Raw genomic sequence first — 25,465 nt, 5'->3', positions numbered from 1 at the left:
TTCAATTTTCTAATGTTTTTACACTGCTTGCTACATCGATGTGCAAGCGGTAAAATTATGACGAATCATGCAGAAATAGAGAGCGAGGGTTTGACATTGGAAGTCGTAGGGTTTGCACTAATTATAATGACTGTTATATTGCTAATAGGAAAGTGGATCCGGCTTAAGGTCCCGTTATTTCAAAAGCTCTTCCTGCCAAGTTCCATCATTGGCGGTTTTTTTGCGCTTCTACTGGGGCCTGAGGTGCTCGGTAGAATCCTTACGGCAACGACCGGCAATGAGGCAATGGCATACGGGGTTTTTACGGAAGGGATGTTTGACGTATGGGCTGAGCTGCCCGGCTTGCTCATTAACGTCGTATTTGCCAGTTTATTTATCGGATTTGCGATTCCGAGGCTGCAGGAAATCTGGCAGATCGGCGGTCCGCAAGTGGCGCTCGGGTACACGATCTCCTGGGCGCAATATGTGGTCGGAATTCTATTGGCCATGACGGTACTAACACCTATCTTTAATTTACCTCCCGCGGTGGGGGCTATCATCGAGATTAGTTTTGTCGGCGGACATGGCACGGCTGCCGGTTTAGGCGACACGTTTGAAGCGGTCGGGTTTGAAGAAGGTCTTGACCTGGCGCTTGGTCTGGCGACCATCGGGATATTAAGCGGCGTTGTCGTTGGTATTATTTTCATTAACTGGGCAGCCAGAAAAGGGATAACCACTACCATCGGCCATCCCGATGATCTTTCCGCAGATCAGAGAACCGGGATTATCCAAAAAGATAACCGTGAATCTGCCGGAGAGTTGACAACGTCCCCAATATCCATTGAACCGTTGTCTTTACACGCAGGGCTTGTCGGACTGGCGATTTTTATCGGTTATCTCATTTTGGAATTCTTTGTGTGGTTGGAAGATGTCACTTGGGGCAGCGCTTATGACTTGTATTTGTTTGAATACGTTCCGTTATTTCCGCTCGCGATGATCGGCGGGATCATCGTACAGCTGGTAATATCCAGAACAGACAAGTCGGAGATTGTCGATCGGTCTACGATCAGCCGAATCCAAGGCTTGGCGCTTGATGTATTAATCGTTAGCGCGATGGCGACGTTAAGCCTTCAAGTCATTGGAGACAACATTATTCCGTTCGTGATACTTGCCGTTGTCGGGGTCGTAATGAACGTTGTCATGTTCCTGTTCCTGGCTCCACGCATGATTCCGAGTCACTGGTTTGAAAGAGGGATGGGTGACTTCGGCCAATCCACGGGTGTGGCGGCAACCGGGATCATGTTGATGCAGATCGTTGATCCTGAAAACCGAACACCAGCGTTGAAGGCATTTGGCTATAAACAAATTTTATTCGAACCGATGGTCGGTGGCGGTTTGGTTACCGCAGCCTCGATTCCGTTTATTCTTCAGTTTGGACCGATTCCTGTCTTAATTGTAATGACAATCTTAATGATTGCATTCTGGTTGTTAGGCGTATTGTATTTCGGCAAAAATAAGCATAAGGAATAGCATCTTCATCCTGAAATTAGGTGAAAGGCAGTGAGTGACAAAAATAATGTGGTCCGTTTCCCGGGGAGTATTCGTCTCTTGCTGAACGAAGGGCTAAATGCGCTGAAAGCAGGAGATTTTGAGCAGGGGCTGAAACACTTTAACGAAACGCTCATGCATGATATAAGAGATGAACAAGCGCGCTACGGGCGTCTTGTTTGTCTACTTGAATTGGGATACCTTCAAGATAGCAAAACAACAGCGGAAGAAATGCTGCATGAAGGCATCGGTGAATATGGAGATGTGTTGTTTTTTTATGTGTCCGCGCTAGTGCAACTGGGCGAATGGGACACCGTTGTTGAGGCGATTGAAACGGCTCGGCAATCGTCCCGTCTGCCGACAAAATATGCCGAGCACTTCTTTCAATTTTTGGCTACGGCGAGAACGATGAAAAGGGAACCTTTCACCCGGGAGGCAGAGGACGAGAAAGAGGAGCATGATCCGGCGGACGTTTTTCGGGACGAGGTGATCGCGGGACTTTTTGACCCGTCGACAGAAGTGCAGTGGCAAACGTTTCAACAATTGAAAAAGCGGAGCTGGCGCCAGGTAAAAGCGGCATTTGAAACAGCGCTTCTTCATGAAAATACATCGCCGATGATCAAAACGTTGCTTTTATTAGTAATGAAAGATTGGGAAGTGGGCGCTTCCTGCAAGGTCCGCAAGCGCGAGCGTGAAAAAACCATCATTCCCGTTCAATTGAATAGTTTTTCAGAATATGAAGCCGAGCTTAAAACGAGCACTTTGGAGCAACTGGATGAGGGGTTGGCACAGGATAATCCGATGTTGCATGAAACGGCTCAGTCTATTCTGGAGTGGATTTTTATGGAACATTATCCTTTCCCGCTCCCGGATGCAACTGCAAACGTATGGGCTGCCGCTATTCACTTGGAAAGCCTGCGATATATGGGCGATGAAGATGAGCAAGAAGCGGTTAGCATGTTGTACGATGCAAATCATTCCGAGGTAGGGGAATTATTAAATCAAGTGGCGTCCGATTCTTCATCGTTAAACTAATTGTCCATTGATTGAAATGATGTTGGTTTATGTTATAATGTAGGGGTTGTAAATCAGGACGTAATCGTTGAAACATGGAGGGACAAATAAATGACTGCTAAATGGGAAAAGGGCGAAGGAAATCAAGGCGTCCTCACCGTAGAAGTAGGAGCAGATGAATTCAAATCTGCGTTGGATCAAGCATTTGAAAAAGTAAAAAAAGACGTGAGCATCCCGGGTTTCCGAAAAGGGAAAGTGCCAAGAAAATTATTTGAACAACGGTTTGGCGTTGAATCGCTCTATCAAGATGCGGTTGATATCGTCCTCCCGTCTGCATATTCAAATGCCGTTGAAGAAGCCGGGATTGAACCGGTTGATCAGCCGGAAATCGATATAGAAGAAATTGAAAAAGACAAACCGCTCGTTTTCACAGCTACGGTAGAAGTGAAACCTGAAGTTGAACTCGGACAGTACAAAGGGCTCGAAATCGAAGAATTCGACACGTCTGTCAGTGAAGAAGACGTCGAGGAGGAAATGGAAAAGTTGCGTGAACAACACGCAGACCTCGTCGTTACCGAAGATGCTGCCCAGGACGGCGACACGGTTGTGTTTGATTTCAAAGGATTCGTGGACGGCGAAGCGTTCGAAGGCGGAGAAGCAGAAAATCACTCGCTTGAACTAGGTTCCGGACAGTTTATCCCAGGTTTTGAAGAACAAATGGTAGGCATGGAACCGGGAACGGAAACAACCGTTGAGGTTACATTTCCGGAAGATTATCATGCGGAAAACCTTGCCGGCCAAGCAGCAACATTCAATGTAACGTTGCATGAAGTTAAACGGAAAGAGTCCCCGGAACTGGATGATGAATTTGCGGTTGATGTCGATGAAAACATCGAAACGCTTGACGAATTGAAAAAGAAAAAGCGCGAAGAGCTGGAACACAACAAAGAGCATGAAAAAGAGCACCATGAACAGGATAGTGTCGTGGAGCAAGTGACGGAAAATGCGAATGTTGATATACCGGGCGCGATGATCACGACTGAAACCGACCGCATGCATCAAGAGATGAGCCAACGCTTCGAGGCCCAAGGGATCACCATGGATATGTATTATCAGATGGCGGGCACCGATGAAGAAGGCATGAAGGAACAATTTCGTCCCGAAGCTGAAAAACGGGTGAAAATGAATCTTGCGCTCGAAGCCATCGCGGATGCCGAGGAAATCGAAGCCGATGATGAGCAAGTCGAAGAACAGCTGGACCAGATGGCGGAAGCCTATGAACGGGACAAAGAAGAAATTCGCCAATTGCTCAGCCTTCAAGGCGCGCTTGATACACTGAAAAGTGAACTTCGGATGCAATCTGCCCTTAAGTACCTCGTTGAGCAAGCGGTAACGGTAGAAGCTAAAAATGAAGAGACGGAAACCGAGGAAACAGAAGAGGAGAATAAACAGGATTAAAGACGTTTCTTGAATGTTCATCCTATCGATTGTAGCTACCCCGGACACTAAGAAAAAAGACACGAGCAAGCGTCGTGTCTTCCTTTTTTTAAACAATGCAGAGGCGTTTTTCTAAAAATAAACGCATGAATTCGCTCTTCGTAACGTAAAGCTGAGGTAGTATGGGTAGCCTAGGTTTAGCCGACGTATTTTGTTTGACTGGGAGTAAGGGTAGGGTGTAAGGTACAATATACAGTGAGGGGTGAATGACATGATCAAGTTCAATGAGGAAAAGGGTCAACTTAAATGCTCTTTTTGTGGAAAAACACAAGATCAAGTCCGTAAGTTAGTGGCCGGACCGGGTGTATATATATGCGATGAGTGTATTGAACTTTGCACGGAAATCGTGGAAGAGGAATTGGGCACGGATGAAGAGGTCGAATTGGAATCCGTTCCTAAGCCGCAGGAAATTGATGAAATCCTTAAAGATTATGTGATTGGGCAGGATGGCGCCAAGAAATCGCTATCGGTTGCGGTATACAATCATTATAAGCGGGTGAATGCATCGGTCGCGTCCGATAACGACGGGGAAAATGTTGAGATCGCCAAAAGTAACATCTGCCTAATCGGGCCGACAGGAAGCGGGAAAACATTAATGGCGCAAACGCTTGCCCGCATCTTAAATGTTCCATTCGCCATCGCCGATGCCACATCTTTAACGGAAGCAGGTTACGTCGGTGAAGACGTGGAAAATATTCTCTTGAAGCTGATTCAAGCGGCCGATTATGATGTGGAAAAAGCGGAAAAAGGCATTATCTACATTGATGAAATCGACAAAGTGGCTCGGAAGTCGGAAAACGCATCAATTACAAGAGACGTATCCGGCGAGGGGGTCCAACAGGCGCTCTTGAAAATCCTCGAGGGAACAACTGCAAGCGTTCCACCGCAAGGAGGGCGTAAACACCCTCACCAGGAATTTATTCAAATCGATACGAGCAATGTCCTCTTCATTGTCGGCGGAGCCTTTGATGGCATTGAACAAGTCGTTAAGCGCAGACTCGGCAAAAAGGTCATCGGTTTCGGATCTGAGTCCGAAAGTGGCGATATTGCTGACGAAGAATACCTTGATAAAATTCTACCCGAAGACATGCTCCGCTATGGTTTGATTCCGGAATTCATCGGCAGAATACCGGTTATTTCCAGCTTGAAACCGTTGGATGAAGATGCGTTGATGCAGATATTAACAAAACCGAAAAACGCCCTTGTCAAACAGTTCCAGAAGCTATTGGAAATTGACGAAGTCGAGCTTGCGTTTACGGATGACGCCTTGCGGGCAATTGCGAATAAGGCAATTGAACGTAAAACAGGCGCACGCGGTCTTCGGTCTATTATTGAAGACATCATGCGGGACGTTATGTACGATCTTCCATCCAAGGAAGAGATCACAAAATGTACGATTACGGAAGAATGTGTACTGGAAGACGCTTCTCCGGAACTGACAACGAAAGATGGCGAATTAATCAAGCTTAATGAACCGAGAGAAAGTGCATAACGACAAAAATAACGAAGAAAAACGGCATGGGCATATAGCTCTTGCCGGTTTTTTTATTTGGACGGGTGTTCCAGCGGTTTTCTGCGATCGCTCCCATTTAAGGCAGGAAGCATGTCTTAACAAATTTTCCACTTACTTCTCTCCTCGTGAATGGCATACTGTATCGTTTGAAGAGTCATACTAACGGGCAGTTAGCGATTATGACGGCTGACGAAAGCGACCGTTAAACGAGGAGGAACTCCGCATGGATTGGACATCGTTAATCATGCTCATTCAAGTTTTCTTCGGAATTGTGATTGGACTATATTTCTGGAATCTACTTAAAAATCAACGCACCCAACGGGTATCGGTGGACCGGGAATCAAAAAAAGAAATGGACCAACTCCAAAAATTGCGTTCGGTATCATTAAATGAACCATTGGCAGAAAAAGTACGGCCGTTAACGTTCTCCGACATTATCGGCCAAGATGAAGGCGTGCGATCACTGGAGGCCGCCCTTTGCGGCCCCAATCCGCAACATGTGCTCATCTATGGACCGCCTGGAGTAGGCAAAACAGCAGCCGCTCGCTTGATTATGGAAAGAGCAAAAATGAACCGCGATTCTCCGTTTAAAATTGAGGCTCCTTTCGTTGAACTCGACGGCACGACCGCCCGCTTTGACGAACGGGGAATTGCCGATCCGTTAATCGGCTCCGTTCATGATCCGATTTATCAGGGGGCTGGGTCGATGGGACAAGCGGGCATCCCTCAACCAAAACCGGGAGCGATCACAAAAGCGCACGGGGGGATGCTTTTTATTGATGAAATCGGTGAATTGCATCCGATTCAGTTAAATAAACTCTTAAAAGTGCTAGAAGACCGAAAAGTTTTCTTGGAAAGCGCATACTATAGTGAAGAAAATGCCTCCATTCCAAGTCACGTTCATGATATTTTTCAAAATGGGCTTCCTGCGGATTTTCGTTTGATCGGAGCAACGACGCGAACTCCTGATGAGGTCCCCCCCGCTGTCCGGTCGCGTTGCCTCGAAGTTTTTTTTCGCCCGCTGAAGCAAAAGGAATTGTCGATTGTGGCAAAAAGTGCAGCGGATCGTTTGAAAATGGAAATACAGGAAGAAGGACTGGAGACGGTTTCGTCTTATGTGACAAATGGCCGGGAAGCGGTTAATACGGTGCAAATCGCTGCCGGCTTGGCAACAACGGCTGAACGGGAATCCATTGACGTTTCCGATATTGAATGGGTCGTGCATGCTAGTCGCTTAAGCCGTCGACCCGAGAAAAAAATACATCCGGAGCCCGTGGTGGGCCGGGTAAATGGTTTGGCGGTATATGGACCGGATTTGGGGATGTTGTTGGAAATTGAAGCGACCGCACAAGAAACGACTGGGGATGGGATGCTCACGGTTACGGGGATCGCGGAAGAAGAAAACGCAGGCAATCAAATGCGTTCGATTCGGCGCAAAAGTATGGCGAGGAGTTCTGTGGACAACGTTATGACCGTATTGCGCCATCTGAAAGTGCCGGTCGACCGATATGATATCCACGTGAACTTTCCCGGCGGGACACCGATTGACGGACCGTCAGCGGGGTCGGCGATTGCCACGGCGATCTATTCAGCCGTCAATCAACGCAAAGTAAAAAATGATGTGGCCATCACCGGTGAGTTGAGCATTTGGGGGAAATTGAAACCGGTCGGCGGGGTTCCTTCAAAAGTGGCAGCTGCCGAGGAAGCCGGCGTAACAGAAGCATTTGTTCCTAAAGAAAACGATGAGACAGTCCTGCATCAAATACAAGGGATTACGGTAAAACCTTTGAACACGTTAGATGAGTTGTTTACCAATGTGCTCGTGGAGGAAACCGATATGCAGCGGCAAGGGCTCCCTATAACTGAAACGTCTTCTCCCTCGATTCATATGTGAAATCCATGCAATTCAATAGACACGGCTATGCTCTTAAGCTAAAATGGAACCTATGAGTAAAGATCCTCTTACGAACCAATGCGATGGAAGCAATAAAAAAATCGGGAGGCTTTGCCTCCCTTTTCCCATATGTAACATTAATGAAAACAGAACGGGGGTTGATGATGCCGAAAACGGAAACCAGTCAAAAAATCCCGCTTTTGCCGCTGAGAGGCGCGCTTGTTTTTCCGGGGATGGTTTTACACTTGGACGTGGGACGTGATAAATCGGTGCGTGCCATTGAACAAGTGATGGAAGATGATCAGCGGATCCTGCTTGCGAGCCAAATTGACTTGGCCGTTGAAGAACCGGAGAAAAAAGACTTATATCAAACGGGAACACTTGCTTATGTGAAACAAATGTTAAAAATGCCAAATGGAACAACCCGTATTCTCGTTGAAGGTTTGCAACGGGCAACGATCAATGAACTTACAAACAGTGATGAGTATTACGAAGTGAAGATCGAACCATTAACTGCTGAAATAAGCAACCAATCGGACTCGGAAATAACGGCATTAAAGCGAATGGTCAATGATCATTTTGAACAATACGCAAAGGCCTCCAGCAAAATTTCCGACGAAACGATACAAGCTATTCGCGCGATTAATGATCCTGGCCATTTTGCCGATACAATCGCTTCTCACTTGCCGCTAAAAATCGAACGGAAGCAAGAGATTCTCGACGCGCTCCAAGTCGATGGCCGATTGCAAAAATTGCTTGATATTTTAACAAACGAAAAAGAAGTGTTGGATTTAGAACAAAAAATCGGCCAACGTGTAAAAAAATCCATGGAACGAACGCAAAAAGAATATTATTTGCGCGAACAAATGAAAGCCATTCAAAATGAGCTTGGGGATAAAGAGGGGAAAGGCGGGGAAATCGAAACCCTGCGCACGCAAATTGAAGAAGCGAACATGCCGGAAAACGTAGAACAGAAAGCGCAAAAAGAATTAGCGCGTTATGAGCGGGTGCCGACGGCTTCAGCGGAGAACTCGGTGATCCGTACATACCTTGATTGGCTCGTGTCGCTCCCTTGGCATGAGAAAACGACGGATCATTTAGATATTGCCAATGCGGAAAACGTGTTGGATGAAGATCATTACGGCCTCGAAAAAGTAAAAGAACGGGTATTGGAACATCTGGCCGTCCAACAGCTCACCCAATCGTTGCAAGGTCCGATCATTTGCTTGACCGGCCCTCCGGGTGTTGGCAAAACATCGCTTGCCAAATCGGTGGCCCGCGCCCTTGACCGTGAATTCGTTCGTATGTCTTTGGGCGGTGTCCGGGATGAGGCAGAAATTCGTGGACACCGGCGCACGTACGTAGGTGCCCTCCCCGGGAAAATTATACAAGGGATGAACAATTCTGGCGTCATGAACCCTGTTTTTTTGCTTGATGAAGTGGATAAAATGGCCAACGATTTTCGCGGCGATCCATCTTCCGCCCTTTTGGAAGTGCTGGATCCGGAACAGAATCACGAGTTTAGCGACCACTACATTGAAGAACCATATGATCTTTCCAATGTCATGTTCATTACAACGGCAAATAATGCCTCGATGATTCCGGCGCCTTTGCTTGACCGTATGGAAACGATCTCGATCGCAGGGTATACGGAAATCGAGAAAAAAGCCATCGCCACGAATTACTTATTGCCGAAACAGTTAGAACGGCACGGACTTACCAAAACCAATCTGCAAATCAAGGAAGATGCACTTGTAAAAGTCATCCGTTACTATACGAGGGAAGCCGGAGTGCGGAATTTAGAGCGGCAGTTGGCAAACATTTGCCGAAAAGCGGCAAAAACGATTGTTACCGGAGAAAAGAAGAAAGTGATTGTTACGTTGAACACGTTGGAGGACATGCTCGGGAAACCGCGGATGCGTTACGGGCAAATGGAAGAAAACGATCAAGTCGGAGCCGCGACCGGGCTCGCGTATACAAACGCCGGAGGCGATACGCTTTCCATCGAGGTTTCCTTAGCGAAAGGAAAAGGGGAGCTTACACTTACCGGGCACCTTGGCGATGTGATGAAAGAGTCCGCACGTGCCGCATTCAGTTACATTCGTACCAATGCCGAGCATTTGGGGATCGATGAACATTTCCATGAAAATACCGACATTCATATTCATGTGCCTGAAGGGGCGACCCCGAAAGACGGTCCATCCGCAGGGATTACGATCGCTATCGCGCTCATTTCTGCCTTAACCGGGCGTGTGGTCAGAAAAGAAGTCGGCATGACTGGTGAAATCACGCTTCGGGGAAGAGTGCTTCCCATCGGCGGCGTAAAAGAGAAAGCAATGAGTGCTCATCGCGCGGGGTTGAAGACGATCCTTTTGCCGAAAGACAATGAAAAAGACTTGGAAGACATTCCGGAGAGTATTCGAGAAACTATTTCCATTTCTCTCGTTTCTCACCTTGATGAAGTGATTCAATACGCATTGGGGGATCCGTCGGCATGAAAGTGAATAAGGCTGAACTCATCATCAGTGCAGTGGGTCCCGATCAATATCCGGAGGCAGCACTTCCGGAAATTGCGTTTGCCGGGCGTTCCAATGTAGGAAAGTCGTCGTTTATCAATACGATCACCCAACGAAAAAAACTGGCATATACCTCCCAACAGCCTGGGAAGACACGAACGTTAAATTTTTATAACATTGATGATGTCTGCCATTTCGTGGACATTCCCGGCTATGGGTATGCGAAAGTGTCAAAAAAAGAGCGGGCGTTTTGGGGACGGATGATTGAGGAATATATACAAACACGCCCGCGGCTGAAAGGCGTCGTATTGCTTTTGGACGCTCGTCACGATCCTTCGGAGCAGGATTTAATGATGTACGACTGGTTAAAGCATTATCAAATCCCCATCATTCTCGTGCTGACAAAAATGGATAAACTGAAAAAAACAAAACGAACTGCACATGTCAAACAAGTCATTGATGTGCTGGAGCCATTGCCGGAAGATAACCATGTGCTGTTTTCCGCGGAAACCGGCGAGGGGAAAGAAGAAGCCTGGGGTTTCATTCGCGCGCTCGGGGGATTTTAGTCACGCACCACTGCGCGTCAAGGCTGCATATGAGCCATAACCCCGTGCTGCTATCTTTTTCGGAAGGCTCCTTTTCGGTGCCTTTTTTTCTTCCTCCTGAACAATAAGAAAACGCCGAGGACCAGGAGCAGAAGCGGCCAAATAAACGAAAAGGAGTCAGATGCCTCCGCAATTCTCTCCACGGCCGGTTCAAAAAAGAGGAATAATGCTCCGATGCAGATCGATAAGATACCTACAAAAAGAAAGTCTTTCTGTGTTCGCAAAAAAGCGATCATACAGGCAATGCCGAAAAAGGCGGCGAGGATGCCGATGTTGTTCGGCCAGTTTGGATAAAGGGCAATGGCATGAAAATGCACCCCAATCCCGATCATAAAGATCCCCGGCAAAAGGGCTGAGCCTGCCTTGGAAAAAAAGCCGTCCATGGAGAGCGCGAGCCCCAGCCAAATGAGCAATGTTTCCCAAGTCATCCATTGAGCGGCAACTTCAGGAGCAAATAAATGCGTCAGATAATAAGCGCCGGCCCCGATAAAAATCATAGCCGGAAAAATTTGATTGTTTTTCATTATAAAACGCTCCAATGCTGCTTAAATGTATAAGAATAATCATTTGCCCCATTTTTCCAAACACGCCCGTATGCCATGACGGTGATTGGGCATCCTATTTACCGTGTTGGGGCCTAAAAACAAGAAATTTGCGAATCAGGAAGCAAATGTGTTTCAATAAAGTTGCCAGCGAGATTATCGTAACATATCCTTTCAGTGCTTGTTCACATTTTCCAAACGATAAACAGGCATGTTCATGTTATAATAGTTTTTAGGATAAAGTGAAATTTCCATCCAAGGGGAAGATTATCCCCTCTGATGCATTTAGATGGAGATCAGATGGCGGTCTGTGTTCCGATCCCCTGGTCTCTGAAATCTGACTTCTGTAATAGCCATCGATACTTGGCAGAGGCCAAGTTTTTCGAATAATGATGTAGGGGTGAAGAAAGTAATGCACGTCATTGTTGCCAGCATCGATTATAAAAATGCCCCTGTTGATTTACGTGAGCAATTTGCTTTTGATGATGAAGAATTGCCGGAGGCGCTTGGGACTTTGCGAGAGATGAAAAGTATACTTGAGTGTACGATCGTTTCCACGTGTAATCGAACGGAAGTGTATGTAGTTGCCGACCAACTCCATACCGGCCGACACTTTACGAAGAAATTTTTGTCCCAATGGTTTGATGCTCCCCAAGAATCGTTTTCACACGTGCTAAACATCCGGGAAAACGATGACGCTATCGTTCATCTTATGCGCGTAAGCACAGGATTGGAGTCCATGGTTATCGGCGAAACCCAAATCCTCGGACAAGTAAAGATGAGCTTTCGGACCGCGCAAAAGCTTGGTGCAACAGGGACGGTTTTTAACCAGTTGTTTCGCCAGGTGATTACCTTTGCAAAAAAGGCACATAGGGAAACAGAGATTAATGATAAACCGGCTTCAGTGAGCTATGCAGCCGTTGAACTTGGCAAGCAAATGTTTGGAGATTTCACAGGCAAACATGTGCTCATTTTTGGCGCCGGGAAAATGAGTGAATTGACGGCACAACATTTACGTTCCAATGGATCTGAAACGATTACCGTTATGAATCGTACGTATGAACGGGCGGAAGAACTTGCAGGCCATGTGATGGGACAGGCACGATCGATGGAAGAAATGGAAAATGTACTCCTCGATACGGATGTTCTCATCTCCTCCACAGGTTCGGACCAATATGTGTTGCAACCGGAGAATGTCGCCAATATCATCAAAAAACGAAAAGGGCGCCCGCTGTTTATGGTTGATATCGCGGTCCCCCGTGACATTGATCCGGCGCTTGGGAAACTGGAAGATGTTTACTTGTATGATATTGATGATCTCCAAGGGATCGTTGCCGCGAATATGGAGGAACGGAAGACAGCCGCTGCTAAAATTGAAGCGATGTTGGAAAAGGAAATGGAAGTCTTTAAGGATTGGCTCCACGAGCTTGGTGTCGTCCCCGTGATTTCTGCACTACGCACAAAAGCGTTATCGATTCAGTCCGAGACGATGAATAGCATCGAACGTAAAATTCCCGACCTTGATGAACGCGAGCGGAAGGTTTTACGCAAACATACAAAAAGCATTGTGAATCAACTGTTAAAAGAACCGATTACTCGCGCAAAAGAAATGGCCGCTGAAGAGAATAGGGAAGACGCTTTGGAATTATTCACGGAAATCTTCGGGCTGGAAGAAGAAGTCGCGGAAGCCAAAGAAGCGGAAGCGTTGAAAATCCTAGAAGAAGCCCAGAAAGAAGTTCAATCAGAGCCGGAAGAAATAGAAGATGAGCAGCAGGCATCGTTCCTTTTTCAGGGAAACACGGATAACCTTTATTATCGACGGGATGCAACAGTGTAGAACCCATTTTCCGCAAAGGTGGTAGGAATCGATTGGCCGCCTCAAATATCATCTATGTGTTGACGATCATCTTATACAGCCTGAGTGTATTTGCATACTTTATTGATTTTCTCCAGAATAACCGGAAGGCCAATCGGTTGGCCTTCTGGTTCCTTTCTATCGTCTGGGTGCTCCAGACCATCTTCTTATTATTGCGTGCTTTTCAGTTTGAGCGTCTCCCGCTCTTAACCCCTTTTGAAGGATTATTCTTTTATGCTTGGGCGATGGTTACCCTTTCTTTAATTGTTAATTTTTATTTTCGTGTTGATTTCCTTGTTTTTTTTATGAATGTGGCAGGCTTTTCGTTGATGGCCGTAAGTCTGTTCATGCCCACTGGCAATCTGTCCCCGGTTTGGGAAGATATCCTCACTTCCGAACTGCTGATCTTGCATGTGACGTTAATTATTCTTTCGTATGCCGGTTTTACCGTTGCTTTTGCTTGCTCGATGTTGTACTTGATCGAACACCAAATGCTAAAGAAAAAAAAGTGGGGGAAGCGATTATTACGGTTTGGAAGCCTGAATAAACTGGACCGTTTTTCATACGTGGCCACGATGTGCGCGTATCCGCTAATGTTGTTAGGCGTTATTCTTGGTTTTATATGGGCGTACAGCGGGGATGGAGGACATATAATCCCTATTTTTGACCCGAAGGTTCTCGGTTCTTTAGCGGTATTGGTTTTTTATGGCGCTTACTTATATCAAAAAACGGTAAAAGGGAAACAAGGATATAGTATGGCTTTTTATAACATGCTTGGATTTTTAATTTTGCTCGCGAACTATTTGTTGACGAGTGAATGGTCAAGCTTTCACATATGGAGTGTGTAGGAGGCAAAAAAATGAGAACAATCGTAATTGGAACAAGGAAAAGCAACTTGGCACTCAAGCAAGCGGAATGGGTCAAGGAGAAGTTGGAAGGATTAGGGCTCCCGTATAAGTTTGAACTGAAAAAGATCGTGACAAAAGGCGATCGGATCCTTGACGTGACGCTGTCCAAAGTAGGCGGGAAAGCGCTGTTCGTCAAAGAGATCGAAAAGGCGATGGAAGACGGGGAGATTGACCTCGCTGTTCACAGCATGAAGGACATCCCCTCGGTCATTCCGGAGGGCTTCTCGCTCGGTGCGGTGACGGAACGTGTGGACCCTCGGGATGTACTGATCTCGGAATCGGAAAAAAAACTTCATGAGCTTCCGGCAGGATCCGTGATCGGAACGAGCAGTTTGCGGCGCCAATCGCAAATTTTGGCCGCCCGACCGGACGTGGAAGTAAAATGGATTCGCGGCAATATCGAAACGCGGATGAGGAAAATGAAGGAAGAAGATTTTGATGCCATCATTTTGGCAGCAGCCGGTTTAGAAAGAATGGGTTGGTCCGAGAAAATAGTCACCGAATATTTGGCGCCGGAAAATAGCCTGCCTTCCGTTGGCCAAGGTGCCCTCGGCATTGAATGCCGAACGGATGACACAGACATACTGGAACTCCTTCAACATATCCACGATGCGGAGGTAGCCCGCACGGTACAAGCGGAACGGGCATTTTTAAAGAATGTGGAAGGCAGTTGCCAAGTGCCGGTTGCGGGACATGCAGTGCTGGAGGAAGGGGATGATGTCACGTTGCGAGCCCTTGTGGCTTCCCCGGATGGCAAAACATTGCTTCAAGATGAACAAACCGGCAGCGACCCGGAACGTTTAGGGAAAGTCATTGCAGCCAACCTTCTTGAACGTGGCGGCAAAGAAATTCTCGATCAAGTGAAAAAAGATCTGGAGGAGTAGGGCGCATGGCTTCAAATGCCCCTGTTGCCCTTGTGACCAGAGGGAAAGCAGATCAAACGGAGGAAGATCCTTTAGTCTCTCAACTGCAAGCGTTGTCCGTTCCTGTGCAGCATATCCCGCTTGTAACGCAGCAAGTGCTTAAGGCTCCCGGGAAAATGCCGGCGCCACGCGAGGTAGACTGGCTCGTTTTTACGAGTGCGAAAGCCGTTCACTATTTTGATTGCTTGATGTCCGCGAAAGAATGGATAAAGTCGAATGCCCATGTAGCCGCCGTTGGCCCGAAAACAGCGGAAGCTGCTGTTTCCCGTGGGTTTACCGTCGATCTTGTTCCGGAAAATACCTATACGGCAGAATCGCTTGCCGAGGAATTGGCGGCCGTTATTCGGCCGGGGGATACGGTTGTAATCCCGAAAAGCAAGCAGGCGAGGAAAATGCTCCCCAACCGCTTAAATGAAGTAGGGGCCAATGTCGCGGACCCTGCCATTTACGAAACAAAGGCACGGGCAGAAAACGCGCGTGCGTTGGCTGCATTTTTAAACGGGAATCATCAAGGGGTTATTACATTTACGAGTCCGAGCGCTGTCCATGCTTTTAAGCAGATGTATCCCAATCTTCCAGAATGGCCTGCCATTTGCATAGGCACGATTACCGCAAATGCCGCTTCAGAGGCAGGGTTTTCGCAAGTGGAAGCGGCTGTCCCCCATACTTTTGCAAGCTTGGCTGAACAAGTTTCAAACTATATGAATGAGGTGAATAACCGATGAGTGAACTTCTGTTTGACCGTCATCGCCGAATGCGGATGACCGGTGCCTTGCGTGATCTCGTACGGGAAACGGCTGTCCATAAAGACGATTTGATTTATCCTGTTTTTGCCATCGAGGGAACGGACACGAAGCACGAAGTTCCGTCGATGCCCGGAGTGTATCAATATTCGTTAGATTTGTTAAAAAAAGAAATCGATGACGTAGTGGCACACGGGATTAAAGCCATTCTCTTGTTCGGTGTGCCGGGCACAAAGGATGAACTCGGAAGCAATGCGTACAGTGAAAACGGCATCGTCCAGCGCGCGATTCGAGAGTTGAAATTTGAACACCCGGAGCTAATGATTATTGCGGATACGTGCCTGTGCCAATTTACAGAACATGGACACTGTGGTGTGATTGAAGATGGGCATATTTTAAATGACCGATCGTTGGATTTGCTTGTTAAAACAGCCGTTTCCCAAGTGGAAGCAGGCGCGGATGTGATCGCTCCGTCGAATATGATGGATGGATTCGTAGCCGCTATTCGTGCCGGTTTGGATGAAGCGGGCTTTAAGCATATCCCGATCATGTCCTATGCAGTAAAATATGCCTCTGCGTATTACGGTCCGTTTCGGGATGCTGCCCATAGTTCCCCGTCATTTGGGGATCGGCGAACGTATCAAATGGATCCCGCCAATCGAAACGAAGCGCTTCGTGAGGCGATGTCCGATGATCGGGAAGGGGCAGATTTTTTAATTGTGAAACCGGCACTTTCCTACTTGGACATTGTCAGTGATGTGAAAAGTACGATTAATCGCCCGGTGGTCGCCTACAATGTGTCGGGAGAATATTCCATGATCAAAGCGGCTGCCGCTCAAGGTTGGCTCGATGAAAAAGAAACGGTGATGGAAAAATTAACGAGTATGAAACGGGCAGGGGCGGATTTGATTGTCACTTATTTTGCCAAGGACATGGCCCGTTGGATCAATGAATCCGACATGTAACGCTTAGAGCAAAAGGCTTGTCATCGAAATAAAAAAGGAGGCAGTGAAGATGCGTACATTTGAACGATCGAAACAAGCATTCCAAAGAGCAAAACCTCTCATGCCGGGTGGGGTGAGCAGTGCCGTCCGTGCATATAAATCGGTGGGAATGGACCACGGGATTTATATGAACAAAGGGGAAGGGCCTTACATTACAGATCTGGATGAGCAGACGTATATTGATTATGTTTTATCATGGGGTCCCTTGATCCTCGGGCACGCAGATCCTCGTGTCGTGCGTCGTTTGCAGGAAACCGCGGCCTTGGGAACAAGCTTTGGAACTTCCCATGAAATGGAAACGGCTCTTGCCGAGCTTGTCATTGATCGCGTGCCTTCCGTTGAAGTCGTTCGGTTTGTGAACTCGGGAACGGAAGCTACGATGAGCGCACTCCGTCTTGCCCGCGGCTTTACCGGCAGAAGCAAAATCGTGAAAATGGAAGGAAATTACCACGGTCACGGAGATTCGTTGTTAATTAAAGCCGGATCCGGTGTAGCTACTTTAGGATTGCCCGATAGCCCCGGCGTACCTGAAGGAACAGCGTCGCAGACGCTTACGGTTCCTTATAACGACCTCGAAAGCCTATCCCTCGTGTTTGAGGAATTCGGCGACGACATCGCGGCTGTTATCATGGAACCGGTTGCCGGAAATATGAACGTTGTTCCGCCGGAGGAAGGCTATCTCGAGGGTGTGCGCAAGGTCACTGAAGACCACGGAAGTTTGCTGATTTTTGATGAAGTCATGACCGGCTTCCGCGTCGGGTACCATTCCGCACAAGGACGCTTTGGCGTCACTCCCGACCTGACAACGTTGGGCAAAGTCATTGGCGGCGGCCTTCCCGTCGGCGCATATGGCGGCAGAGGAGATATTATGGAGCATATCGCCCCGGAAGGTCCGATTTATCAGGCGGGAACGCTTTCGGGAAATCCTCTGGCGATGACCGCGGGATATGAAACATTGGCGCAATTGAATGAGGCAGATTATGAGCAGTTTGATCAGCGCGGCGCACGCCTGGAAGAAGGGCTCCAATCGGCAGCGGAAAAGAATGGCATTCCTCACCATATTAATCGGGCAGGCTCGATGCTGGGACTCTTCTTTACCGATGAACATGTGAAGAACTTTGAAACCGCCAAAACCTCGGATGTGGATCTATTTGCGAGCTATTTTCAGGAAATGTTGCAAGAAGGCATATCCGTCGCTCCATCCCAATTCGAGGGAATGTTCTTGTCCACAAAACATGATGATGAAACGATCGAAAAAACGATTGCCGCTGCAGAGCGGGCATTCGCGAGAATCGGAAAATAATGAAGGGAAGCTATCCTCGAATGATGGGGATAGCTTTTGTTTTTAAGTGGAGATCTGTTTAGTAAGCGTTCCTCTATTCACATTTCTAGTGTAACAAACCAGAAATTTTTTCCTAAGAAGCAAATATCAACCTCCTATGACTGATATAGCTGTGGACGGCGTCACGAACCTTCAAAATGCTGGTATGTCTCACGTCGAATGGATCCAGGAGGCAAGACATGAGGGGATTTTGAGACAGCAAAGATTGAACCGTGGAAAAGGAAGCCAGATGAAAGGTTTAACGCACCCCGGAATGCCAGAAATCGTAGAGCCGGGGTACGATGGCGGGGTCAACGCACCCCGGAATGCCAGAAATGGTAGAGCCGGGGTACGATGGCGGGGTCAACGCACCCCGAAATGCCAGAAATCGTAGAGTCGGGGTACGATGAAGATGGTCTGTTCCGTTCCCGTGCCGCCCCGGAACAGCTCTGGCCTCTTTTTGTGCCGATGTTGAGCATACTTCGGCATCCGTTGATAACGGAAATGTCCGAATTTAGGCTGAGCTCGGACAGTGTTAACAAAAAAGAGAGCGAAAGTGTCCACAGAACAGGGAGTGATACCTGAAGCGCCCCCTCCTCCCCCACCGTTACTGAAGAAACCAGTCATAACCATTCACTTGGACACATACGTTGGTAGCGTACGAGAAAACGGTGGGACGGACGTATTTTTTATGAAGAGGGGGAGCAAACCGTGACCCAAGAACAACCTTCAGCTTTATCATTTAACCTTGAAGAAGCAGTATGGCTTGATCAAGGTGAACGTATTCAATCCATTCTCGGGTTGGAATTAGAGCCGGATATTACGATGCAAGAGGATGATCATGAAGTGATCATTAAAGGAGGATTGCATCTTGTCGGCCAGTACCAACCTTATGAAAACAACGAAGATGACACATATGATGAAGAGAGACAGGACCAAGTGCCGCAAACGGCGGATCGTTTGAGCACAGCAGAAACGGGAGAGCGGGAGATTAAGCATTTCTTTCCCATTGATGTAACCATTCCGCTTCATCGCATTCAAAGTTTGGATGATTTGTATGTGCAAATTGACAGTTTTGATTACGATTTGCCGGAACCTAGTTGCATTCAGTTAACGGCGGATGTGACTATTTCAGGTATGAAGGAGGGCGAGGCAGCAAAAAGAGAATCCAGCCCAACACCTGAAGGGTTTCCAACGTTTAAACACGAATTGAAGGCACCTTTGCCCAAGGAAGAGAATGTTCACCCGCCTTCTGAGACCTCCGATAGCTTTCGAGAGGAAGCAGAGGAAGCAGAGGAAGAAGAGCAGGAGGAAGAAGAACAGGAATTAGGACCGGCGCTGAATTTTGAAAAACAGGAACCGGAAGCGGAAACCGAAGAAGAAGCACCTGAACAAGAAGAAAAAAGTGACTTAGAGGCGCAAAAAGAATCGGAACCGAAAAAAGCACAGCATAGTGACGAGACGGTGGTGTCAAGGGAGAACGTTGACAGCGGCCATTCCAATGCCGAGCCGGAACCGGCGCAAGAAGAACTGAAATATGAGGTCGTACAGGCTGACGACGAAGAAGAACAAGATGCGTCACCGCCAGACGAAGAGGAAACACCTAAAACCAACAAGCGGGATAATGCCCTTTACCTGACGGAAATGCTGGGGAGCGACGATCGGGAATCTTTTACAAAAATGCGGATGTGTATCATTCAAGAGAACGAGTCTTTGGATATCATCGCCGATCGCTATGGCTATACAGTCCAACAGCTGCTCAGATGGAACAGAATGGATATGAATCACGTTGATCAAGGGGAAATTATTTATATCCCGGTGCATTCCTCGAATGAATGACGTCATCGAAGAGCTATTAAATAAAGCAGGGCTTCAACATGCGCCCTGGACTTGGGTGAGTGAACGTGTCGTCAAGATTGAAACGCGAGATGGTCCTTATGCACTGAAACGCTGGGAACGGACCCCCCAAGAACGTGAACATTTTCTGCATCACTTACGGTATGCGGAACGTGCAGGAATGAAAGGTATCATCCCTCTTACAAATACGAGGGGTGATATGTCTATGTTTGAAACAGGCCGGCATTACTTTTACTTGGAGCCTTGGATGGAGAAGCAACCGCTAAGGTCCCCGCCCTCGGAAGAACTTAGACTGTTAACGATTCTCGCCCTTAATCACAAAATTTCCGAAGATGAAGAAGGGATGACCGAAGAGGATCTTTCTACGTACAAAAATGAAGTACAGCGTGGCTGGCAGCAAGAAATACTGCTGATGAACCGGTTGGCCGCTCAATTCGAACAATCCAGGTTTATCTCTCCATTTGAACTCACGTTTTTAAACGGCTGCCCGTTTTATGAAATGATGTTCGCAGAAATGAAAAAAGGGTTCCAAAAATGGTCGCGGCAAGTGAAGGAAAAAGAAGGGTATCGCTTTGCTTTTTGTCATGGCCGGCCTTCGTTGGAGCATGGGTTTATTGCCGCGGATGGGAATGCGTGGTTTACCAATTGGGAAACCAGCGGCCCCGGGCATCCTGCATATGACCTTGCCTATTTTTATCAAGATTTGGCGCAACGTTATCCTTTTGTCCCGTTGGAGGGCAAACAGCTTTTTGGGACATATGAAGCCCACGGACCTGCATGGGGAGAAGCGGACACCGGCCTTTTAAAAGCACTCACGCTTACCCCTGCACCGATTTTGATGTTTGCGCAAGCGTATGCCACAGACCCTATGCGGTATGCGGAACATCAGTGGACGGCTATGCTGGAATCCAAATTAAGCAGTTTGCGTTATTTGCAGCAAATGATGCTATGGAAGGAAAAACAGGAAGCGGCCATGCACGGTTCATAATCCGGCATGGTCGTTTTTAATGACGGTAATCCCTTTCAATCCATGTTTCTGACGGCTTGTACGAGAAGCGTATCAATATGGCTTTTTTCGGAAATACCAATAAAAAGACACAAGTGCGACTAGAAGAAGCACATCAAACGTCGTAGGCAAAAAAATCGTACGAATCGTTTGAAAGCAAATAAGGATCAATAAGATCTGTGCGGCGGCATAGCGCCACTTAAAAAATGAAGGCGGACGTTTTTTCCCATATCCGGGTGGCGGTTTATAATAATGGCGTGTCATGACAGGTTCTTTCCCCTTTCCTTGTGCGATCAGACCATAAAATTACCGGGGAGCTTTGATTTCGCCATGTTTTGCGAAAAACCAAATGTTTATCATCACTAATACATCCTATGTGAAGAGAAAAGGGGCTGATACCTATTATTTCCTTCGTTGACGAAATTGTCTCTGTTGCGTAGAATATAGGAAAATAACGATTAAAAAAGCATTGAAAAGCAATGAAACAGAAGGAGTAGGCACTGACCCCTCTGCAGAGAAGGAATCCACGGCTGGGAGGTTCCCGGGGGCGCTCGTGCTGAAGTCGTCTGTATAGCTGCTGTTCCGAGATAAAAGTAAGAACGGCCGTTGGCTGCGTTACAGCTATCCAAGTGTATGAACGAATAATCGTTCATAAACAAAGGTGGTACCGCGAGCGCTTTCGTCCTTTGAGGGAGGGAGCGCTTTTTGTATTTCAAGGAGGTTTAGATATGGTGGATATGGATAAAAAATATGACCCAAAGCGGACGGAAGCGAAATGGTATCCGTTCTGGGTAAACAATGGTTATTTTGAAGCGACCACACATGGAGAACGCAAAGGAGACCCTTTCTCAATTGTGATTCCTCCACCGAATGTGACCGGCCGTCTGCATCTCGGGCACGCTTGGGATGTGACGCTCCAGGATATCATTGCCCGCCAAAAGCGCATGGAGGGCCGTGATATGCTTTGGCTGCCGGGCATGGATCACGCAGGGATTGCCACCCAGGCCAAGGTGGAAGCCCAATTAAAAGAAAAGGGACAAAACCGCCATGATCTCGGACGCGAAAAATTTCTCGACGTCAGTTGGGATTGGAAAGAAGAGTATGCAAATTTTATTCGTGAACAATGGGCGACGCTCGGCCTGTCTCTCGATTACACGCGAGAGCGGTTCACGCTTGATGACGGCCTTTCCAATGCCGTGCGCGAAGTTTTCGTCCGCCTTTACGAAAAAGGCCTCGTTTATCGGGGGCAGTACATTATCAACTGGGATCCGGCTGCGCAAACGGCACTTTCCGATATCGAAGTGGAGTATAAAGAAGTTGAAGGCGCAATGTATCACATGAAGTACCCATTGAAAAATGGCGAAGGCCACATTGAAGTGGCGACGACCCGTCCGGAGACGATGCTCGGGGATACGGCAGTTGCTGTTCATCCGGATGATGAACGGTATCAGGCGCTTATCGGGGAAACGGTTATTTTACCGATCGTGGGAAGAGAGATTCCGATTGTGGCCGATGAATACGTGGAACGTGAATTCGGTTCCGGAGCGGTGAAAATAACACCCGCCCATGACCCGAACGATTTTGAGATGGGCGAGCGCCATGACCTCCCGAGAGTTTTAGTGATGGATGAAGCCGGCATCATGAACGAAAATGCCGCGGATTATCAGGGGCTTGAGCGATTTAAATGCCGCAAAACAATCGTCCGGGATTTGCAAGACGCGGGCACGTTATTTCAAGTGGAGACGCACATGCATGCCGTCGGCCATTCGGAGCGCTCGGGCGCAGTCGTCGAGCCGTATTTGTCCACCCAATGGTTCGTGGACATGAAACCTCTGGCACAAGCGGCTATTGACCTGCAAAATGAAGGGAATGAAAAAGTCCATTTCGTTCCGCCGCGCTTTGAGCATACTTATTTACAATGGCTTGAAAATATTCGCGATTGGTGCATTTCCAGACAACTATGGTGGGGGCATCGAATTCCGGCTTGGTACCATAAGGAAACCGGTGAGATGCATGTCGGAAAAGAAGCACCTGTCGACAGCGAAAACTGGGAACAAGATGAAGATGTGCTTGACACATGGTTCAGTTCAGCGCTTTGGCCGTTTTCAACGATGGGGTGGCCGGATGTAGAGGCGGAAGACTTGACCTATTTTTATCCAACCAATGTGCTTGTGACCGGTTATGACATTATCTTTTTCTGGGTTTCCCGCATGATTTTCCAAGGATTGGAGTTTACGGACGAGCGTCCGTTTCAAGACGTGTTGATCCACGGGCTTGTCCGCGATGCAGAGGGGCGGAAAATGAGTAAATCCCTTGGCAACGGGGTAGACCCGATGGATGTCGTGGAACAATATGGGGCGGACGCGCTGCGCTTTACGTTGGCGACAGGCACTTCCCCGGGGAACGATTTAACGTTTCAATGGGAAAAGGTGACGGCGAACTGGAATTTTGGCAATAAAATCTGGAACGCTTCCCGGTTTGCGCTCATGCATATGGAAGGAATGGCCCATAAAGATATCGATTTAAGTGCAGTGACTGCAACGGCCGACCGTTGGATTCTCACGAAATTGCAACAGACGATCTCCCACGTGAGCCAAATGATGGATCGTTATGAATTCGGCGAAGCCGGAAGGGCGCTCTACAATTTCATCTGGGATGACGTTTGCGACTGGTACATTGAGATGGCCAAACTCTCCCTTTACGGAGAAAATGAAAAAGAAAAACAAACGACGCGCTCCGTGCTCGCCCATGTCCTTGATGAAACATTGCGGCTCTTGCACCCTTTCATGCCCTTCTTGACTGAAGAAATTTGGCAGCACCTTCCGCACGACGGAGAGACGATTACGCGTGCGCCATGGCCGCAAACAAAGGATCAGTGGGTCGACGAAGAAGCGCTGATGGATATGGAACTGTATCAAACGGTCATTCGCACCGTCCGCAATACCAGGGCGGAAATGGACGTTCCGCCGCGGAAAGCAATTCCGCTCCATTTAAAACCAACATCCGATGATGCAAAAGAACGATTGTTGCGCGGCAAACCGTATATCGAAAACTTTTGCCATCCGGAAACGTTGGAAATTAACACGGACCTTGAGGTGCCGGAACAAGCCATCTCTCATGTGTTAAGCGGCGTGGAGCTCTATATCCCGCAAGCCGGGCTTATTGATATTGATGCCGAATTGGAACGGTTGCAAACAGAGAAAGAAAAAATGGATAAAGAAGTGGAACGGCTGGATCAAAAGCTTGCCAACGAAGGTTTTGTAAAGAACGCCCCTGCCGACGTTGTGGAAAAAGAACGTGCAAAGCACGCAGATTACGTCGAAAAACGCAAAACGATTTTGGAACAAATAAACGAATTGGCGAAAAACAACTAAGGAGCAACGCGTGGATGGATACATTTGCAGAAGTGATGGCGTGGCTCAAAAACCATCGCCCATTCGGGATAAAGCCGGGGCTCGAGCGTGTCGAGCATTTATTGGAAGCGCTCGGCCACCCCGAGCGCCGTCTTTTGTCGGTTCATATCGGCGGCACGAACGGAAAAGGGTCAACGCTTACGTATGTACAATCAATTTTACAAGCATCGGGTTTCCGGGTGGGCACGTTTACTTCCCCCTATATCATTCAGTTTGAAGAGCGCATCAGCGTGAACGGTACCCCAATCCCTCAAGAAGATTTCATTTCCGCGGCACGTGCCGTGGCTCCGCATGCGGCTTCCCTGGAAAAGACGGAATGGGGGCCTCCGACGGAATTCGAAATTTTAACAGTGATTGCGAACTGGTATTTTGCCAAAATTGCCGTTCCCGACATCGTCCTATGGGAAGTGGGGCTTGGCGGGCGTTTGGATTCGACGAATGTCATTCAACCCATCTTGAGCGCGATCACAAACGTCGGAAAGGATCATATGCACATTCTCGGTTCGGAAATCACCGATATCGCGAAGGAAAAAGCAGGGATTATCAAACCTGCCGTTCCGGTGATCACCGCTTCTCGGGACTCGGAAGCGTCAGCGGTAATTCGTGCCTGTGCCAGGGAAATGCACGCGCCGTATTATGCGTTTCACGAGCATTTTGAGCTCATCGATGGGTCCATGGACGAAGATGGAGGAACGTTTTCCGTCGGCACGCCGTTTCACCGGTATAAGGACCTTCGTGTATTCCTGCGCGGGGAGCATCAGCTGGAAAATGGCGCCCTTGCGGTTATGATCGCCGATTACCTGCGAGTCTATCGGTCCTTTCCGATTGATGAACAGTCGCTCGCGGAAGGGTTGGCAAACGCTTATTGGCCGGGCCGTCTTGAAAAAATGCAAAAGTCTCCGCTCGTGCTTATGGATGGCGCGCACAACCCGGAAGGCGTCGAGCGTTTGGCCCGTTATCTTGCAGAGGTGTATCCAGACCGGACGCTTCATATTTTAACCGCTTTTACGGTAGAAAAAGATCCGTCAACGATGTTTGCTCCTTTGCTCTCCTTGCATCCCGAGAGTTTCATCATGACGACATTTTCCCATCCAAGGGCAACAGATCCTGCGCAAGTTTCACTGGATGCGGAGGTCTTTTACGATTGGAAAAATGGATACAGAGAGCTGACGAGACGCGCGAGTGCAAATGATGTCATTTTGTTTGCCGGTTCTTTATATTTCATCTCGGAAGTGCGGCGAAATTTTTTGGGTGAATAAAGCAGGAAAATGGGAGTTAACGGCGAATAGTGTATGGTGGAGTGGTTCGTTATATCGGAGTTTGAGAA

Annotated in this window: 18 protein-coding genes and 1 other annotated feature; of the genes, 17 read left to right on the top strand and 1 reads right to left on the bottom strand. The window is 47.9% G+C overall.

Annotated features, from left to right (window positions below; genetic code table 11):
- Positions 1–57 precede the first annotated feature (57 nt).
- The 7 genes from EPH95_RS07540 to yihA all read left to right on the top strand — a co-directional run bounded on the left by EPH95_RS07540 (position 58) and on the right by yihA (position 10,527).
- On the top strand, positions 58–1,509 hold the full coding sequence (locus tag EPH95_RS07540; protein ID WP_319592828.1) for a sodium/glutamate symporter: 1,452 nt from the start codon (positions 58–60) through the stop codon (positions 1,507–1,509).
- 30 nt (positions 1,510–1,539) lie between these two features.
- A complete protein-coding gene (locus tag EPH95_RS07535) occupies positions 1,540–2,562 on the top strand; it encodes a hypothetical protein (protein WP_142088761.1) in 1,023 nt (340 codons plus the stop codon).
- A 90-nt stretch (positions 2,563–2,652) separates the two neighbouring features.
- Complete coding sequence (gene tig / locus EPH95_RS07530; protein WP_142088759.1) at positions 2,653–3,999, top strand: trigger factor; 1,347 nt, start codon at positions 2,653–2,655, stop codon at positions 3,997–3,999.
- Positions 4,000–4,249: 250 nt separating this feature from the next.
- Positions 4,250–5,530: an ATP-dependent protease ATP-binding subunit ClpX gene (gene clpX, locus EPH95_RS07525; RefSeq protein WP_142088757.1), complete on the top strand. Its 1,281-nt coding sequence runs from the start codon at positions 4,250–4,252 to the stop codon at positions 5,528–5,530.
- 244 nt (positions 5,531–5,774) lie between these two features.
- Positions 5,775–7,445: an ATP-dependent protease LonB gene (gene lonB / locus EPH95_RS07520; protein WP_142088755.1), complete on the top strand. Its 1,671-nt coding sequence runs from the start codon at positions 5,775–5,777 to the stop codon at positions 7,443–7,445.
- A gap of 140 nt (positions 7,446–7,585) precedes the next feature.
- Complete coding sequence (gene lon, locus EPH95_RS07515; protein WP_405127432.1) at positions 7,586–9,943, top strand: endopeptidase La; 2,358 nt, start codon at positions 7,586–7,588, stop codon at positions 9,941–9,943.
- On the top strand, positions 9,940–10,527 hold the full coding sequence (gene yihA / locus EPH95_RS07510; protein ID WP_142088753.1) for a ribosome biogenesis GTP-binding protein YihA/YsxC: 588 nt from the start codon (positions 9,940–9,942) through the stop codon (positions 10,525–10,527). Before lon ends, yihA begins: the two co-directional genes overlap by 4 nt.
- Before the next feature lie 50 nt (positions 10,528–10,577).
- Here the strand turns inward: yihA and EPH95_RS07505 are convergent, their stop codons facing one another.
- Complete coding sequence (locus tag EPH95_RS07505) at positions 10,578–11,090, bottom strand: LiaF transmembrane domain-containing protein (protein ID WP_142088751.1); 513 nt, start codon at positions 11,088–11,090, stop codon at positions 10,578–10,580.
- 430 nt (positions 11,091–11,520) lie between these two features.
- Here EPH95_RS07505 and hemA point away from each other — a divergent pair, with 430 nt between their 5' ends.
- The 10 genes from hemA (at position 11,521) to EPH95_RS07450 (ending at position 25,397) form a co-directional block, all read left to right on the top strand.
- Entirely contained in the window at positions 11,521–12,945 is a 1,425-nt protein-coding gene (gene hemA, locus EPH95_RS07500; protein WP_142088750.1) for a glutamyl-tRNA reductase, read from the top strand.
- A 56-nt stretch (positions 12,946–13,001) separates the two neighbouring features.
- Positions 13,002–13,811 (top strand): cytochrome C assembly family protein, encoded by an 810-nt coding sequence (locus EPH95_RS07495; protein ID WP_319592840.1) that lies wholly within the window; start codon positions 13,002–13,004, stop codon positions 13,809–13,811.
- A gap of 11 nt (positions 13,812–13,822) precedes the next feature.
- Positions 13,823–14,755, top strand: coding sequence for a hydroxymethylbilane synthase (hemC, locus tag EPH95_RS07490; RefSeq protein ID WP_142088745.1), 933 nt, complete (start codon positions 13,823–13,825; stop codon positions 14,753–14,755).
- Positions 14,756–14,760: 5 nt separating this feature from the next.
- Complete coding sequence (locus EPH95_RS07485; RefSeq protein WP_142088743.1) at positions 14,761–15,519, top strand: uroporphyrinogen-III synthase; 759 nt, start codon at positions 14,761–14,763, stop codon at positions 15,517–15,519.
- On the top strand, positions 15,516–16,502 hold the full coding sequence (gene hemB, locus EPH95_RS07480) for a porphobilinogen synthase (protein WP_142088741.1): 987 nt from the start codon (positions 15,516–15,518) through the stop codon (positions 16,500–16,502). Before EPH95_RS07485 ends, hemB begins: the two co-directional genes overlap by 4 nt.
- A gap of 49 nt (positions 16,503–16,551) precedes the next feature.
- Positions 16,552–17,844, top strand: a complete 1,293-nt coding sequence (hemL, locus tag EPH95_RS07475; RefSeq protein ID WP_142088739.1) for a glutamate-1-semialdehyde 2,1-aminomutase — start codon at positions 16,552–16,554, stop codon at positions 17,842–17,844.
- A 729-nt stretch (positions 17,845–18,573) separates the two neighbouring features.
- On the top strand, positions 18,574–19,701 hold the full coding sequence (gene spoVID, locus EPH95_RS07470) for a stage VI sporulation protein D (RefSeq protein WP_160141676.1): 1,128 nt from the start codon (positions 18,574–18,576) through the stop codon (positions 19,699–19,701).
- Positions 19,694–20,707, top strand: coding sequence for a protein kinase family protein (locus tag EPH95_RS07465; protein ID WP_142088735.1), 1,014 nt, complete (start codon positions 19,694–19,696; stop codon positions 20,705–20,707). Before spoVID ends, EPH95_RS07465 begins: the two co-directional genes overlap by 8 nt.
- Before the next feature lie 488 nt (positions 20,708–21,195).
- Positions 21,196–21,415, top strand: a binding site (T-box leader).
- Positions 21,416–21,453: 38 nt separating this feature from the next.
- Complete coding sequence (locus EPH95_RS07455) at positions 21,454–24,099, top strand: valine--tRNA ligase (RefSeq protein WP_142088730.1); 2,646 nt, start codon at positions 21,454–21,456, stop codon at positions 24,097–24,099.
- Positions 24,100–24,113: 14 nt separating this feature from the next.
- Entirely contained in the window at positions 24,114–25,397 is a 1,284-nt protein-coding gene (locus EPH95_RS07450) for a bifunctional folylpolyglutamate synthase/dihydrofolate synthase (RefSeq protein WP_142088728.1), read from the top strand.
- Positions 25,398–25,465: the final 68 nt, after the last annotated feature.

This window comes from Salicibibacter halophilus, assembly GCF_006740705.1.
Classification (GTDB): Bacteria; Bacillota; Bacilli; order Bacillales; family Marinococcaceae; genus Salicibibacter; species Salicibibacter halophilus.
The sequence above is the reverse complement of the archived record's forward strand: the minus strand, read 5'-3'. Positions and strand labels throughout refer to the sequence as shown.